This window comes from Enterococcus sp. DIV0802b (genome assembly GCF_050543535.1).
Classification (GTDB): Bacteria; Bacillota; Bacilli; order Lactobacillales; family Enterococcaceae; genus Enterococcus_D; species Enterococcus_D entomosocium.
In genome coordinates this window covers 2,671,237-2,687,941 of record NZ_CP172941.1, presented here as the reverse complement: position 1 = coordinate 2,687,941, position 16,705 = coordinate 2,671,237, and the positions used below count along the sequence as shown (strand labels likewise).

Sequence of the window (16,705 nt, the reverse complement as noted above, 5' to 3'; positions counted from 1 at the left end):
GGCAATTTTTTGAATTATTTTATCCCTGATTGGACGACCAGTAGTGGCAATTTAGAAAGTGATTATATGATGAATATCATTCAGCTTTTCAAGAACAATCGAGAACCGTATCACTTATTGTTATTGGAGCATATACCGTTTTTACGTTATCAGATGCATGCATATGAATTAGAAGTAGCGCAAATGACTTCGCTTTATGATCGCTTGCAAGACATTCAAAAAACCAATGGATTTCCCTTAGATGTCGATGACTTGCCTCTTGCTCAGAATGTTGAGAAGGTCTATACACCTTTTGGAATCACGCTGATTAAGGAAAATCAACCATTTGGTGAAATTCGGTTCAATTCATTTGGTTTTGCAGAACAGATGTCTATAATGACGGAACCTTATCGACAAATCCTCTTTTTCGATGATCGGGGATTTATTTCTGCAAAATCGTTCCAGAATGACAAAGGGGAACAAGTAAAGAAGATTTATTATAACGAATCGGGAATGGAAAAATGTGTGGAATACTTTGGAGAAAATCCACACGTTGAGCTGGTAAATCCTCGGAAAAGTGGACTAAAGAAAAGTCAGTATCGAAGCATGGATGAACTTCTTTTAGAGATGATGAATCAATTTCAACTGAGCCTTGAGCCAGAAGATCAAATCCTCTGTTTGACAAATGAGCGGAGTCTACGATTGGTCAAAACGAACGAGGAACGAAAAAGAGTGATCCAGATCGTTTCTGATGCCCACAGACTTTCAACTTGTGCATCAGATGAAAAAGCAGCATTATGGGCTGGCGAAAATAAAATCATTACGGATTCGACTAGTAATCAAACAGCGCTTTTCTCTTTAATGAAACAGTCCGGTGTCAATGACCTATCTCGGATACAACGCATCCCTATTTACACAACTTCTTTTCAGCTGGGCAATAGCAACTCCATTCCCCAGCTGGTTCTTTATTGGAACGCCGGTGAGCTTAACGAAGACGTTCGGAGAATCCATCATCTATTACTGCAAAAAGTTATTCAGAATGATCGTTATGACTTAATTATCGAAACGACGACATTCCAAAGCGAAGTCGTTTTACGAGAAGCACAAAAAGAACTGGTTGATACTCACTTCGGTGTCGATAGTGAATCTGAGGAGTATCAAAAGGTATTAAAGTATTTCGAAGCAAAAAAGGCGAAAAAGTTATTTAAAACGGATGAAGAGGCGATTGAAGAGATCCGAGAAAGCAAAAATTGGCGAAATCTAGTAGAGGCAGTTGATGTCAATTTTAGGATTCACTTTCGCTTGGATTCTCATCTCACCACGATTCGTCAGGATTTCAATGAGACACGATTGTATATTGATTTGTCTGCTGAAGTTGATGTCCAGAAACAAGCACTAGCTGTTAGTGCAGGGATTCCTCAGCTTGTTAGGAAGAAAACCGATTATGTGGATGACCAAAAGAATGGGCAAATCATTGGTCAAATTAGAGAATTAGATGCAGCAATCGCTTTTTACCTAGACGATTTAAATAATTGGAACCAAGCATTGGTGGAAAATATTAGTTATATTGAGCGTTTTAGTGAGGAAAATATTATTAAACAATGGAGGGAGTTGCTAGAGGGTGTCGTCTAAACAGATTCAGGTATTTCATGTTGCAGCTGTTTCTTCTGAGGGGCAAAAGCAGCTTTCTCCTTTGTTTGCCTATCAGTGGCTTCCGTTGGCCTATGATTTCAGAAAAGATGAGCAGGAGCTACAGCTGTTTAAGAAAGACAAATATAATACCAAATACCATCGGGCAATTTTTCTTCTAGAGGAAAATGCCGCGATTCTTGAAAATTTGGAATTTTTAAAACAATTACCAGCCTACCAAATATTTTACGAAGAAAATGGGCAGCTATCTCCAGAAGTTCAAGCGCTATTCACATTAAAAGCAGCGAATCCTTTTGATAAAAAGCAGCTAGAAAATGTTTTTCGTACGATCAATGAGCAATTCTCAGCAAAGCAACAAGGATATAAGCTATCTATGGATCACATGAAATTTAATAAAACTGTCCCGTTGCAGATCGTTAAAGAAGGACATGCAGCCTGTCAGGTAAAGGCACAACTGACATCAGACGATCAGCAAATAACTACTTGGAAAATGACTAACCTGATTCCTAAAAACGAACGCACCTGTTTTTATCCGGAGATCGCAGATGTTCAAGGAGAAGTGACATTAAAAATCAAACTCTTTTTCATTAAAGAAAACACGAATCAAGTCATCCAAGTGATTGAGGTCCTTCACGATCAAATCATAAATGGGGAGCCGGTTTACTTCAAATTAGATCAAAATTCATACATCAATGTTTCATTGTATGCCAAAGGAAATCGAGGGCAATTTACGATCGGGCAGATGCACCTGCGAAGAGCAATGGCAGATGAAAGTGTCATGATTCCAGGAGGTGGTCGGATTCGGGATGAAGAGAATCTGGGGGGAGAAGTGATCTATTACTTTAATCCGGGAGATTTAAAACCTCCATTAGCGGTTTATTTTTCTGGCTATCGTTCAGCGGAAGGATTTGAAGGCCGTGGGATGATGGGAAGTATGGGCTGTCCGTTTCTGCTGATTGGTGACCCTCGTTTAGAAGGTGGGAATTTCTATCTAGGCAGCCAGAAATTCGAACAAGAAATCGTAGCGATCATCTTAGGGAAACTAGCACTGCTAGGTTTTGAAAAGTCAGATCTCATTTTATCCGGATTGTCGATGGGAACGTTTGGCGCGCTATATTTTGCTAGCGATTTAAGCCCAAACAGTGTCATCGTGGGAAAACCGTTGACGAATCTTGGTTCCATTGCTCTAAATGAACGCATCAATCGACCAACTGGATTTCCAACCTCATTGGATATGCTGCTTTACAATATTGGGGTTGTTTCAAAAGAAGCGAGCAGTCAATTGAATGAACGGTTCTGGAGCAAATTCAAAAGTGGCGATTATCGGGAGACAACCTTTGCGATCGCCTATATGAAACAAGACGATTACGACATGGAGGCATTTCCAATGTTGTTTGAATTTTTAAAAAATAATTTCCCCATGACTCGTGTTCTGTATAAAGGCATGATCGGCCGACATAACGATAATAGTCCTGCCATCAATAATTGGTTTTTGAAACAATACAAAAATATTCTCGTGCATACATTTCACCGCGATATCAAGAAAATATTATAGGGAATGAGGGAGTCGATGAATAGTTTATATCGTATCAAGTGGGGGATCGACTTTAATGACAATTATAATTATGGCGCAAAAATAGCTTATATGCCCTCTGGGGATGTCTTGTACTCTTCTCCTTTGATGCCTCCAGGCGTCAGTATTAAATCTTGGTATTCGAAAACAGAATTTCATATTAGTCGGAAATCACCAATGCTACCAATGTTACTGCCTGGATACAAGTACGAGTTAACACTTCATGCTGCATTCGATCGTAAGGAAGCAGTACAGCTATTGGTGGAATTTTTTGATAAGGATGGGTTTCTCCTTGAAAAACTAGTCTTCGAAACAAACCAAGAATGTTTTCTCTTTCCGCAAGGTGCCACTGATTATCAGATTCATATGGTAAACAAAAAGCATCAAGAGATTCATTTTAAGGAATTGGTTTTATCCACTAAGGAGAATCAAGCATTTGAAGTGGTTCCTATAAATGCAACCACTGGAGCAAACCAAGGCTCAAACATAGCAACCAGCGTTGTTGCGGTTACACCGTTGGTTGAGAAACATGCTGCATTATCGGTCGTATTTGAAAAACAGAACAGCTATGTCAAAGAATATTCACTTTCAGATTTTGAAGCAGGATTGTTTGTTGAACCGGATACTAAGGCTGCATCATCGTATTTGGAAGTATTGCTTGAACAAATCTATCAGCGAAGCGACAGTCCCGAAAAAATCAACCTTAAAATGGGACAAAATTTTTCTTTGCTGGAGTCTTGTTACCACGAAGATTTTTCTGTATTAGCTTTATTATTTGCAAAGCCAAATAAAGAAGCCGAAGCACCCGAGCTTATGGATCGTCTGCAAAAAAAGATCGCACTTAATCAAAGGGCACTAAAAGTTTTAGAGAATGTAAAAGAAAACAGGAAAAAATCAACCTAATAAAGAGGGGGACATCATGAATTTTTTTGTAAATAAAGCAATGGGGATTGGTAATTCTGGTGTGGAACATGCACAGTTCTATCGTGCTGCTTGTTTTGATAGAAAAAATATTCCCTATAAGTATATTTTTATGGAGCTAGTGAAGAATCTCCATGAAGCCATGGCGGCTTGGAAAATACCAGATGATAAAGTCATCTCCATGTGGGAATATTTTGCACTAGAAGGTGATTATTTAAGGCAAGGGGCTAAAGCAGTTTTTACTGCACAACAAGATCTCTTAGTAGATGCTACGAACACACATAGAATCAAAGAAACCATCACGTCATCAGGATTAAAAATCGTTGAGCATATGGAAAAATCTCCTAGTCCAAAAAAGGAAGGCTTACTGCTAGTTTCGGATTATCGGGTAGAGATTTTTGACTATCGAACGAATCAAAGAAAAATCATGTACAGTTATCGAAATGATTCGCATCGAGGAAGAGTAATGACGAATATTCATTTGTTTGCTTTCAAAGGCAAACATCGTTTCTTTAGAAATGAAGTCTTATTGCAGCGATTTTTCTTTAAACAACTGATAGAAGAATTCCCAGAAACCAAAAGTATCATCATTGATCGGGGGGAGGAAAGCGAGGCTGCTTTATATGATCATTGTCCTCCGGAAATCAAATTGATTGAGATCGTTCATGCCGATCATTTATCTGATCGTGACGTAGCTAGCGCACCTCTTTGGAACAATTACTATGAATTTGCTTTGACGCATTTGGAACAAGTCGCTCATATCGTTGTTGCGACAGAATTGCAAAGGCAAGATTTGTTGATCGATTTCCCAAACGAGTCCAAAAAAATTGTGACGATCCCGGTGGGAGGGATTCGCGATGTGACAGAAGATTCATTTGAATTAGGCAAACAACAGGCAGAAAAGTTTGTGACAGTCTCTCGTTTGGCATCCGAAAAGCACATTGATCTTGTGATGCGGGCAATTGCTGCAGCAAAAAAAGAACATCCAACGATCTCTTTAGACATCTATGGTCAAGGGGGAGAAGAAGGTAAGTTAAAAGCAGTGATCAAGGAGTTGAATGCAGAAGAGTACATTCGGTTAAAAGGGCATTCTCATGCAATCAATGAAGTATATCCTGATTATGATGCATTTATCTCTGGTTCTTTTTCAGAAGGTTTCGGATTGACTTATATTGAAGCTTTAAATGCAGGATTGCCAATTGTAACCTTCAAGGCTCGTTTTGGGGCCATGGAGTTGATCAAAGAAGGAGTCAATGGTTATTTGAAAGATTTTTCTAGAACTGATGAAGCTTATACTATTCAGCAACTAACAGATGGCATTCGTCAGTTGACTGCTTCTGATCTGAACCAACTTAAAGCCAATACCCGCAAGTCTGTACGAATGTTTCAAGACGCGATAATTGCAGAGAAATGGAGTGAGTTGATCGATGCATTATGAATTAGTCACCGTGATCCGACCAAATGACCGAATTTGGATGGCACAAAAATCACGAATCAAAGAAGGAAGTCAAGTGTTGTCCATCTCACCGAGTCCAAATTTTCAAGCGATGCTCCAAAAAGAAGCATTGCAGGGAATAAATATTTTAGATCAAGTGACACAGCGCAGTCACGATCCAGAAGCCTTTCTGTTTTTTAACCAAGTACCAACAGCTTACTCTACAGAAGTTTATATGAACGAGGACCGGACCATTTCCTTGATCACTGATGGAGATGAAGTAGGTAAAGTGAGCTTGTATCCTATGACTAGAAGACATGTCAAAGAAGTTCGCTACTTTTATCCTGATGGCACGACAGATTTCATTGAAGAATATGCCGCAGATGGGAAATTATTCTCAACTATTTATTACTGCAATGACCAGGTTCAAGAGATTGCTTTTTTCAATGATCAGCAACAAAGTATTCTGAATTACTATTTTTATCAAGGCACCATCAATTTAGTCACGATTCGTGATACAGAAACATTCAAGGTAACTCAAAAATTTAACACAACACTTGATTTCATTCGTGATCAGTTAGCTTTTCGGTTAACAGAAAATGATACAGTGGGCATTTCATATATGGGGTTAGAATTATTTTCTCTAGCAAAATCCAACTCGACAAATACACTTTATCTGGAAGAATCGCCGCTTGATGGCAAAGGGAATATCAAAGGGAACTTAATGAGTATTTTAGATGACCGCGTTCCTTATATTCATAAGGTAGAAGTCGATCAAAAGAATTATCAGTTGTTGGCAAACAAAAATGTATGCATGGACAAAGTTGTGTTGAAAGGATGAAGACAAAATGAAAAAAATGAAAACCACTGAATTGTATGAGCAAATTATGTTGTTAATAAAAGAGAACAGCGGGTCCATGCTCACTTTTGAGAAGGAACAAGAGGAAGCAAAGAAACTTTTTGCTCATCAAAACGCATTGATTGATCAGCTGATTCAAATCAATCAAGAAATGAAAGCAATGATGAACAAGTCAGAAAACGATATCGATCTAAATGTGATCCAAACATTAAAAAAACAATTCAATGCATCTTTTGAGCAGCAACAGGAGGAGCAAAATAAATTACAAATGATTTATGAGAAGCTCTTTTCTGCTTATGAGGTTGAAAAGCAAATGCTTCGAACCTATTTTTTGAATGAAACCGAGCAGATCATTGAACGGTTAACCTCAACCGTCGAAAGACAAGATAACGATGTGAATCAATTGAGTCAAGAGCTGATTGATGAGCTTCGGGCAGTGGAAGTAGCAGAGGTAGTGAATGAGATAGCTACAAACGAAAATGAACCAGTAGAAAATGTTTCAGAACTGAGTGAATCACTACAACTGGCAGACGATCAGAACCAGTAGATAAACCAGTTTTCTTCATAGTTGTTTGCCGAAAATAAACTGGGAAGAGGTGATTTCGTTGGCGAATAATCAGCTAGAAAAAACGATTCAAGCGGGATTTCAAGAAGAACGAGAAAACGTAAGAAATCACTCAGAAGAAAAGAAAAAGGGCAAAGCGATCACCATCGTGCTTTCCTTAGTTATGTCGATCGTGATCCTTGGATCGTTGGTTTATTCTTTATTGGAAGCATTACAGAAGTAAGAATAAAAATAGGTCCTGCATTTTAGAAAAAAGGATTTGAAAAATATGGAAACTAGATTACTAAGCGTTTGTCGATTAATTAGTACGATCAACCCAGACTTAAAGATACCTGATACATCAGTCGTTGCTGTCAATATTGATCGCGAGAAATTAGAAGAGATACGCAAATGTAAAGGACTATCTGTGAAATCTTTTGAAAGAAAGATTGGGTTATCTCGCTCACGGTACTATAGATGGGTACAATATGAGATCGATTTGCCCTTCGAATTGGTTGTTGGCATCAAGAAAATGTTGAGCATTTCAGATACCGAATTGCTAGACATGTTTGCAATGTCAACAGATGAACAACTTCATCTATTGAGTGTATTGATTTATAGCTCTTTATCAACGAAAGAGGACATGTTTGTTACCTTTATGAAAGTTAGAAAAGAGTTAGAAAAGTTTCGCCCCTCAACTGAGGATAATACGATATTTAAACTCATGTTGGCCTATTCTGACCTCGTATTTGGTTGTATGAACCAGAAAGTCCCGGATGCAAGTTTAGAAATGCTTGAAACATTTTTTCTGGGAACTGATTTTTATACATTATTTGACAGCCTTTTATATTTAGCTACATTACGCATCAAACAGCGCTATGGCTTGCACGCTTCATCTTTAGAAAAACAAATTTTTTTGTTAGAGAGCTGCCTTTTAAAGAAAATAAATTCGACTGATTTTACGGAACTGCGGCCAGTCTTAGTAGGCGCCGTATTAGATTTATCAGAATGTTTGGTAGACATCCAACGCTGTGATGATGCGGTTCAATTACTTCAACATGCAAGTCGTTTAATGGAGGAACATTGGCATATTGATGTCTATAATCAGACAGTTCTAAAACTAGTCAAATATTTGCTGCTTACAAGGAATACTGCACAAGAAGATCCTGCTGTACAACTGTTTTCTAAAAATTTGAAGGGTGCAGAATGGTGCTTACCAAAAGATGAAGTGATGTTTGTGCGGGCAATGATGGAAAAGGAGATGGGACAAGCGTGAATCGGTGGGTGACGACGATCATTGAATCGAATGCAGCAGATTCAGTCAAAAAAGCGAAAGTAGATGTTTTTCACATTGCCAATGGGATGGATTATCAACCTTTATATATTTATCGTTATATCGATGAGAATGAAGATGATTATGCACTTATGTCAAGGATTGATGGCATTACAGCTGGTGTCGCTTATGAAGATATCGTGGTCTATCAATATCCAAGTTATAACGGAGCCCATTTTGACCGAATGTTCTTACAAAGAATGAAACAAAGAGGGATTTACACGAGTTTATTCATCCATGACGCTGAGATGTTGCGTGGGAAAGTCGATTTTGATGAATCTGCTCTTTTCAATGAAGCAACAGTATTGATCGTTCATAGCCAAGCTATGCAGACAGCCTTAGTCGAAAGAGGCGTAACACGGAGAATGATCCAAAAACCATTTTTCGACTATCAGCATCAAGAAGTTAGTGTCAGTCATGAAAGACCAGAAAAACGAGTTGTCTTTGCAGGAAATTTGGCAAAAACCCGTTTTCTACAGCAGTGGCCCAATCGCACGGAAATTCTTGTATACGGCGATAAAAACGACAGTCAATTTGGTCCGAATGTTCATTATTGTGGTGTTTTTGAGCAAGAGAAATTGGTTCGTAGGATGGAGAAAAATGGTTTCGGACTTGCGTGGGATGATAAGTTGCCTGATGGTGGTGACTACCAACAATATACGAAGTATAATGCACCGCACAAAATCTCGTTGTATCTCTCGTTAGGAATCCCTGTCATTGTATGGAAAGAAGCAGCTATAGCAGAGATGGTACAGAAACTGGAACTTGGCATTACTATCAACGCAATTGAAGACATTGATCATCAATTAAGTGAGTTAACAGATGAAGAGCTGCTGCGGATAAAAAATAATGTTCTTTCATTTAGTCGTTTACTGCAATCAGGAATATTTACTAGAACGGCACTGATGGATTCAGAAGTGAAAATACTCCTAGGCAAAGGAGCAAGTCAAGCATGAAACAATCAATGAGTACAAAGAAGTTATCCGCAATCATTCAAATCAGCGAACTAGACCAGATGTTGACTGATTTGAAACAAACGATCGAACAACGGGACAGTAAAATTGCGCGATTACAACAAATGATTTTAGAAAAACGACAGTCAGCCATTGGTTATCGCGATTTTATTGTCTTAAAGAATAGCCAAGAAGAATTGAGAGAGTTATGCAAAAAAATTGACTTGCAGCTGGTCAAAACCAATGAACTTTTGCGGCATATACGTAATACAAAAGTAATTTTCAGCGACTTGTTGCTTTTAGAAGCAGAAGTCAACGAACAAATGAGTAAAATTCATGAACTGTCCAATGCATTCTTTATCCAAGAAGAGGCAGGAAAATAGAGGATGAAATAGCAATAGTGTTATTAGGGAAGCTGTAATTCATGATAAATAGGGAAGTTAGGGGGATTAGTGTGAACAAAATCATTGCATTAGACATTGATGAATTTCGAGTAGGCGTTGTTGGCTACGGTTATCAAGATGTCAGAAGTTCTGTTTATTCAGAAGTCAAAAAAAATAATCTACAATATCTTTTAGGAAAGAATAATGAACCGATCTACCTAAAAAACAAAGTAGGGAAACGAATACTTCTCGGGGGCAGCGAGAAAGAAATCACTTGGGGGCTCGACAAGTTGTATAGTCGACGATCAGAAGCCTATCAAACATTTGGCAATCCGTTGGCAACCCTGGGAGACCAAAAATTTAAGACATATATCAAAACGATACTCTCTTATTTAGTAGCGAAAAGACCCTCACTTTTTACTGAAATTGCAGAGGATTACTTTAGCTGTTCATTATGCCTTGGCGTAGCAACAGAAAGTTTTGACCGGCTTGCTGACATTGAGAGACAACTGGCAGATGAATTCGAGACAGTTGTTGATGGCACGCACTATCGGATTCGCATCGAGCGAGTAAAGCTGATCCCAAAATCTCTGGGCGCAATTTTTGAAAGCAAACGAAATGATATTCATTTGATGTTAGGCGTGGAAGAAATTCTGGCTGGGTTGACCTATGTGATTGAAATCAATGATCATTCACTCACTTGTGATAGCTACGAAAATGGGGAACTGATCAAAAGTTCAAAAGTCACAGACGGCTTGTTTGAATTGGCAGGCAACGTGGTACAAGCTTATCAAGAAAATGAGGGGGATCATCCCGCACCTATCTTTGCGCTGGATCATGGCGTCGTTTACGATATGCTTGTCACAGCTAAGAAAAACAATCCATTTGTCGTGACGATCAATGGACGTCAGACAATAGATTTAACTGAGATCGTTAAAAAAGAGACGACTGCTTTGACAGATCAATTGATTGATTATGTAAACAGTGATCAAGATATTCAATATGCTGATACAATTCTAATCAGAGATATTCCTTCAGAAACGATCAACGAAAACACAGTAAATCAGACACTCACCAAGATGGGGTTATCTTGTAAAGTGTTTAACAATAAAAATGCTCTGGGCGTGTATCTTTTCGGAGAGTTGTTTTGGAAAAGTCAACTGAATGCTTCGATAGATCACTTTGAGGATAATAGTCCATTTCCAATGAAGCCAGACGGTTTAGAGTCGAAAGTGAATGCAGAACCTTTACCAGTTGAGAATTCCCTCGAATCTTCAACTAACCAAATTGATGCTGAACTACCAGAAGCTACCAAGCAAAAGAGTCATCATAGAAGCTTATCTGTAGAAGCAATCTTTGCGGAACAGTCGGAATTGCTTGATTTCTTGATCAGCAACGACAAAGAATAGTCAATTTGGAGAAGGAAACGTGAATTTCGAGCGGATTGCAATAACCATTCCCTTTTTTCCAATGGTCAGTCTTTTGTACTAGATCAGAACATCGGACTTTGCAATAAAGTCTTGTCGTCAATAAGGATTGATATGTTGTACAAAAATCACACTTGGGACTGAAGAATCAATTATGAGTCATCAGTCCCAAAAATGATAGAGACGTTTCTTTGTACAGTAAAAGTTAAGAGAACTTATAAATAGAGGGAAAATAACAGTAAGATTTTAAAGAATCTGCTAAAATTTTTGTAACCAAAAATGAAAATAATATGATTGTTTATGAAAATTTTCATTTTCAGTTTACAATTATTTTTTTTTGACAAGTGAAATTTTAGCAAGTAGCCAATCACTCCTGGTGTTTAAGCGTTTTGAAGGAAAGAACTTTTATCACAAACAAAAGATTCTTTCTGGATTTTGAGTATTTATCATGAAAAAAATATTCTAATGTTTTTCAAACTAAAGAAATCCTATTTCATTTTCACAAATTCCCTTGAGAGCAGGAACCATTTTTCGGTTTTTGCTCTCATTTTTCTCACAGAATCAAAATTTGGTCCATTTTGCATTTTCTCTTTTTTCCGATTAGGATAATCACCTGAGTAAAATTTGTTGTTTGGAGGAAGAGAAATGCGTACTTATGTGAAAAAAACAGCTTACCCAATGTTCATGCTGTCCTTACTTATGTTTTCCTATTTGGCGCCTTTATTATCAGTCATCACAGCCAATGCGGACACCGAGGAGAATCCCAAAACAATCCTATTTCAAAACGAAAAGGGCACAGCGCAAGTGACATCATTACCAGATCCTACCACAGGGGAGATCACTTGGACGATCGAAGTAGAAAAGAATCAACAAGCAGCAAATCAACTGGCATTCAGCTTGAGTGAAGGGGAACAAACGGTTCTGGCGAACTCGATTCAAAGCAGCGGCACGCCATTTACATATGATCCGCAAAGACAGCAGCTGATGGAAGAAACCGCTAGCAGTTCTTTTAGCCAAATGACGCTAACGTTTCAAACAAAAAGTCTTCAAACATTGACAATCAAATCCGCCTTTCTTCAAACAGATGAAAAAAATGGACAAGTGAAAGAAGACATCATCAACACAACAGATGTAGCAGTTGTTCTACCTGAAAATGAATCCACAGAAGCAACGAGTACAGAAGCCGTACTTTCTGATACTCAGGATCAAACAGAGGCTTCTGAAAAACAGGTTGTAACAACAAGCAGCGAGTCACAACAACAAACGGCGTCAAATACTGCATCAAAAACCATAGAATCAACGCCTGATACCCAAGCAAGTGCGCCAGCAGCTTCACAACTTTCAAGTGGGGGCATTTTTAAAAATGATGTTCCTGAAGTTGATGACGCACTTCTAGGAGAAGCGCAATATTTTCATATTTTTGCTAACCATGCGACGCTAAATACACACACGAACGGAAATTTGGCCGTTGGTGAATTAAACGGAAATGTCAATTTTGGGACCAGTATTCAGGATGGTTCTTTGCCAACAGAAATCAATTATATTCAAAAGGTCAATTCCATCGCAAACTCTTCTTTTGTATCAGGAACGGATAGTAGAAAAAACAAAGTTGTTTTTGGCCCATCAGTCACAGTAGATTTAGCAGATCAAAATCAGCAACCTGCCGTTTTTGTAAATGGTCAGAGAATGGATCACTTGAAGACTTCCGAAGTTTTTCAAGATCAATCCGTGAGTGAGCCTTATATAGACTTTGAACAGGCATTTTCAACGTTACAGGCGACGTCAGAAAGACTGGGAGCTTATCCGCAGACACCCGGTGTAACCAAGGATTTCACTGATAATAATCAGCGGGTCATCAATACAGCCGATGCCGAAGATGAGACACAAGCGGTTGTTTTGACCTTGACAGACGAACAAGGAAATCCACTTGATGATGGTGTTTACGAACTTCAAAACAACAAGACGCATAAGGAAGTCGATGAAGAAGTCACAAATGATGATGGGCAGGTGATCGAAGCTGGTCTTCCAGAGGGAGAATATTCCTTTGTGGAAACGGAAGCGCCAGACGGCTATCTGATTGATAAAAAACCCATTTCTTTTTCAGAAGATACAATTGCGAAAGAAGATCAAAAGGTTGTTGTTTCTCTTTCAAAAACGGAATTAGAAAAAGATACGCCAATCACCATTAAAGGGCTAACAAGAGGAAATACGCCTGTGATCATCAATGTGGACACTGAGGGAGCCAGCACCGTTAATGTTAAGTCCCAAATCAAACTAGAATATACGGATGGTACGTCTCGTAATAGCCATGAAACAGAAGAGTTTGATGATGCTGTTATCTTATGGAATTTTGTTGACCAATCAGAGGGCCAAACGATTTCGATTAATAGTCCATTCCAAGGAACCATCTTGGCTGTTGGTGATACAGTCGATGTCCATCAAAATGTTGACGGCAGTATCATTGCTGATACAGTGCTGGTCAACGCAGAAACCCATCGCTGGGATCTGCAAGCAAATGAAACAATCGTGCCGACTATTAAACTAGCTGCCATGAATCAATTACTTTCTTTTGATACAACGACAATCAGCGGGACCAAAACGTGGGATGATTATGACAACAAATTCAATACCCGTCCGACAAGCATTATGGTTCAATTATTGCAAAACGGTGAAGTATTCCAAACAAAAACGGTTACCCAAAGTAAAGAGGGGGACTGGCATTATGAATTTACTGATCTACCGAAAACTGACGAATCTGGTCAGACTTATGAATACACAATCCAAGAAACACATGTTGAAGGGTATTCTACTAAAGTAAACGGTTATGACCTGGTCAACACGTACCGCAATATTGAAACGACAGACGTAGCTGGAACAAAGACATGGAAAGACTACGATAACAAATTCGAAACAAGACCAGAAAGCATCACTGTCAAGCTGATGCAAAATGATAAAGAAATCGACAAGCAAGTCGTAAAAGCAGATAACCAAGGCGACTGGACTTATCACTTTGAGAATCTGCCTAAGTATGATGAAAAAGGTCAAGCATACACGTACACGATCCAAGAAGAAAAAGTTTCAGGTTACACCACTGAAATCAATGGTTATGACCTAGTCAACACCTATCGCAATACTGAAACGACAGACGTAGCTGGAACAAAGACATGGGATGACTATGGCAACAAGTTCAATACCCGCCCTGAAAACATCACTGTCGACTTAATGCAAAACGGTAAAGAGATTGACAAACAAACCGTAAAAGCTGATAAAGAAAACAACTGGACCTATCACTTCGAGAATCTGCCTAAGTATGATGAAAAAGGTCAAGTGTACACGTACACGATCCAAGAAGAAAAAGTGCCAGGTTACACCACTGAAATCAATGGTTATGATCTAGTCAACACCTACCGCAATACTGAAACGACAGACGTAGCCGGAACAAAGACATGGAATGACTACGATAACAAATTCGAAACAAGACCAGAAAGCATCACTGTCAAGCTGATGCAAAATGATAAAGAAATCGACAAGCAAGTCGTAAAAGCAGATAACCAAGGCGACTGGACTTATCACTTCGAGAATCTGCCAAAGTATGATGAAAAAGGTCAAGCTTACACCTACACGATCCAAGAAGAAAAAGTTTCAGGTTACACCACTGAAATCAATGGTTATGACCTATTCAACACCTATCGCAACACCGAAACAACGGTAGTATCGGGAACGAAGACGTGGAATGACTATGGCAACAAGTTCCACACCCGTCCAGAGAGTATCACTGTGAAGCTGATGCAAAATGATAAAAAAATTGACAAACAAACCGTAAAAGCAGATAACCAAGGGAACTGGACCTATCGCTTTGAAAATTTGCCTAAGTATGATGAAAAAGGTCAAGCATACACGTACACGATCCAAGAAGAAAAAGTGCCAGGTTACACTATTAAAGTCAACGGCTATGACCTGGTCAACACCTATCACAATACCGAAACAACGGTAGTATCGGGAACGAAGACGTGGAATGACTATGGCAACAAGTTCAATACCCGCCCTGAAAGCATCACTGTCGAATTAATGCAAAACGGTAAAGAAATCGACAAGCAAACCGTAAAAGCAGATAAAGAAGGCAACTGGACCTATCGTTTTGAAGATCTGCCAAAATATGATGAGAAAGGTCAAGCGTACACCTATAGCATTCAAGAAGTGGCTGTCAAAGGATACAGGTCAGAAGTCCATGATTATGATTTGATCAATACTTATGTCGAACCAAAAACGCCGAGAACGCCTAAGACACCGAATGATCCTAGCGGTCCCAAAGTACCAACACCTTCTGACAAGTCTGATAAACCGATAAAAATAGCCGGAAACGCCGAGCAAAAGCTGGATGACAAAAAGAACCAGACAGAGTCATCACAGACAGATAATGAAAAACGATTGCCAAAGACAAATGAGGAATCCTCTTATGAACTAAGTGTTCTTGGAAGTATTTTACTCACCATGATCGCCTTCCTATTCTATAAACAGAAACATATTTAACCAAACAAATCTTTGTACTGCTCCTTCGCTAGAAGTCAGTACAAAGATTTTTTCTTAAAAAAGTATAGGACTTATTTAAGACTTGCGACAAAACTTTGGCTGAAAACCGGTGTAAATGGTAAACTAAAATGAAGGGGGGATCCTATGGTTTGGCTATTGCTACTACTGCTAATTTTTATTTTTTTGGTGTACTATGTATATCGCACGTCTGTGATGAAAAAGGGCGTACGCTATTTTGTTTCGGCAATTATTATGCGTAACAATGAATGGTATGAAAAAGAAGGCAGAAAGAAACTGGGGATTCCATACAAAGAGCGGATCGCGAAAAGCAGTTCGGCTTTTTGGTCACAAGGTTCGGAATGTACGGTAACGACCACCGATGATCTGATCCTGAGAGCAGAAGTCTTTGATCAGTGTGCTAAAACGTGGGTGATCTGCTTGCATGGGTATCGCAGTGATGGGCAAGCAGACTGTCAAGATGCGGCCGAGAAATTCTGGGCTGCGGGTTACAATGTTTTAGTTCCTGATTTGCGTGGACATGGCCGTAGTGAAGGCAAAGAGATCGGCTTAGGGTGGCTAGATCGGATGGATCTGCTTTTGTGGATCGATAAGATTTTGGAAAAAGACCCACAAACCCAAATCTTCCTCTATGGTTTAGGGATGGGAGCGGCGACTTTGCTGCTGGCCAGTGGAGAAGTCATGGCGGTGCAAGTTGCGGGTTTGATCTCAGACAGCAGTTATACGTCCGTTTATAGTGCCATTCGGGCAAGTCTACCACAATTTTCTCGGTTACCCGTCAAGCGCTTTTTGCGATTAGCCAATCGTTACAGTAAACACTTAGTCGGCTACCCCTTCCTACAAATCTCAGTGACCCGACAAGTCGGCAGCAACCATTTACCTGTGCTGTTTTTACAAGGAGAAAAGGATACGTTTCTTTCTGAAAAAGAAATCAATACTTTAATGGAAGCAACGGCTGGTCCGAAACAAAAAGTCCTTTTTCCCAATATGGGACATTTACAGGCAGTTAAAGATGCCCCAGAATATTGGCCAACCGTTTTGCAATTTATTGAGAATATCAAACAAAAAACAGACATTGTCTGATAGAAAGGGCGAAAACA

At 39.1% G+C, this 16,705-nt stretch carries 13 protein-coding genes; all 13 read left to right on the top strand.

Annotation, left to right across the window (positions count from 1 at the left end; all coding sequences use genetic code 11):
* Positions 1–9 precede the first annotated feature (9 nt).
* Positions 10–1,611, top strand: a complete 1,602-nt coding sequence (gene asp1 / locus IGJ12_RS12585; protein ID WP_430619082.1) for an accessory Sec system protein Asp1 — start codon at positions 10–12, stop codon at positions 1,609–1,611.
* Complete coding sequence (gene asp2, locus IGJ12_RS12580; RefSeq protein WP_061053140.1) at positions 1,601–3,184, top strand: accessory Sec system protein Asp2; 1,584 nt, start codon at positions 1,601–1,603, stop codon at positions 3,182–3,184. The genes asp1 and asp2 overlap by 11 nt, the downstream gene beginning before the upstream one ends.
* Positions 3,185–3,199: 15 nt before the next feature.
* Positions 3,200–4,105 (top strand): accessory Sec system protein Asp3, encoded by a 906-nt coding sequence (gene asp3 / locus IGJ12_RS12575; RefSeq protein WP_225869308.1) that lies wholly within the window; start codon positions 3,200–3,202, stop codon positions 4,103–4,105.
* Between the two features lie 16 nt (positions 4,106–4,121).
* Complete coding sequence (locus tag IGJ12_RS12570; protein WP_016612576.1) at positions 4,122–5,561, top strand: glycosyltransferase; 1,440 nt, start codon at positions 4,122–4,124, stop codon at positions 5,559–5,561.
* On the top strand, positions 5,551–6,399 hold the full coding sequence (locus IGJ12_RS12565) for a hypothetical protein (RefSeq protein WP_086372295.1): 849 nt from the start codon (positions 5,551–5,553) through the stop codon (positions 6,397–6,399). The genes IGJ12_RS12570 and IGJ12_RS12565 overlap by 11 nt, the downstream gene beginning before the upstream one ends.
* Positions 6,400–6,406: 7 nt before the next feature.
* Positions 6,407–6,964, top strand: coding sequence for a hypothetical protein (locus tag IGJ12_RS12560; protein WP_016612578.1), 558 nt, complete (start codon positions 6,407–6,409; stop codon positions 6,962–6,964).
* A gap of 49 nt (positions 6,965–7,013) precedes the next feature.
* Positions 7,014–7,205 (top strand): hypothetical protein, encoded by a 192-nt coding sequence (locus IGJ12_RS12555; RefSeq protein ID WP_077452924.1) that lies wholly within the window; start codon positions 7,014–7,016, stop codon positions 7,203–7,205.
* A gap of 45 nt (positions 7,206–7,250) precedes the next feature.
* On the top strand, positions 7,251–8,237 hold the full coding sequence (locus IGJ12_RS12550; protein ID WP_016612580.1) for a helix-turn-helix domain-containing protein: 987 nt from the start codon (positions 7,251–7,253) through the stop codon (positions 8,235–8,237).
* Positions 8,234–9,250, top strand: coding sequence for a sugar transferase (locus IGJ12_RS12545; protein ID WP_086316465.1), 1,017 nt, complete (start codon positions 8,234–8,236; stop codon positions 9,248–9,250). The genes IGJ12_RS12550 and IGJ12_RS12545 overlap by 4 nt, the downstream gene beginning before the upstream one ends.
* Positions 9,247–9,630, top strand: coding sequence for a hypothetical protein (locus IGJ12_RS12540; protein WP_086316464.1), 384 nt, complete (start codon positions 9,247–9,249; stop codon positions 9,628–9,630). Before IGJ12_RS12545 ends, IGJ12_RS12540 begins: the two co-directional genes overlap by 4 nt.
* Positions 9,631–9,701: 71 nt before the next feature.
* On the top strand, positions 9,702–11,039 hold the full coding sequence (locus IGJ12_RS12535) for a hypothetical protein (protein ID WP_430601144.1): 1,338 nt from the start codon (positions 9,702–9,704) through the stop codon (positions 11,037–11,039).
* A gap of 663 nt (positions 11,040–11,702) precedes the next feature.
* Positions 11,703–15,587, top strand: coding sequence for a Cna B-type domain-containing protein (locus tag IGJ12_RS12530; RefSeq protein WP_430619081.1), 3,885 nt, complete (start codon positions 11,703–11,705; stop codon positions 15,585–15,587).
* A 144-nt stretch (positions 15,588–15,731) separates the two neighbouring features.
* Complete coding sequence (locus tag IGJ12_RS12525; protein WP_430619080.1) at positions 15,732–16,688, top strand: alpha/beta hydrolase; 957 nt, start codon at positions 15,732–15,734, stop codon at positions 16,686–16,688.
* Positions 16,689–16,705 lie beyond the last annotated feature (17 nt).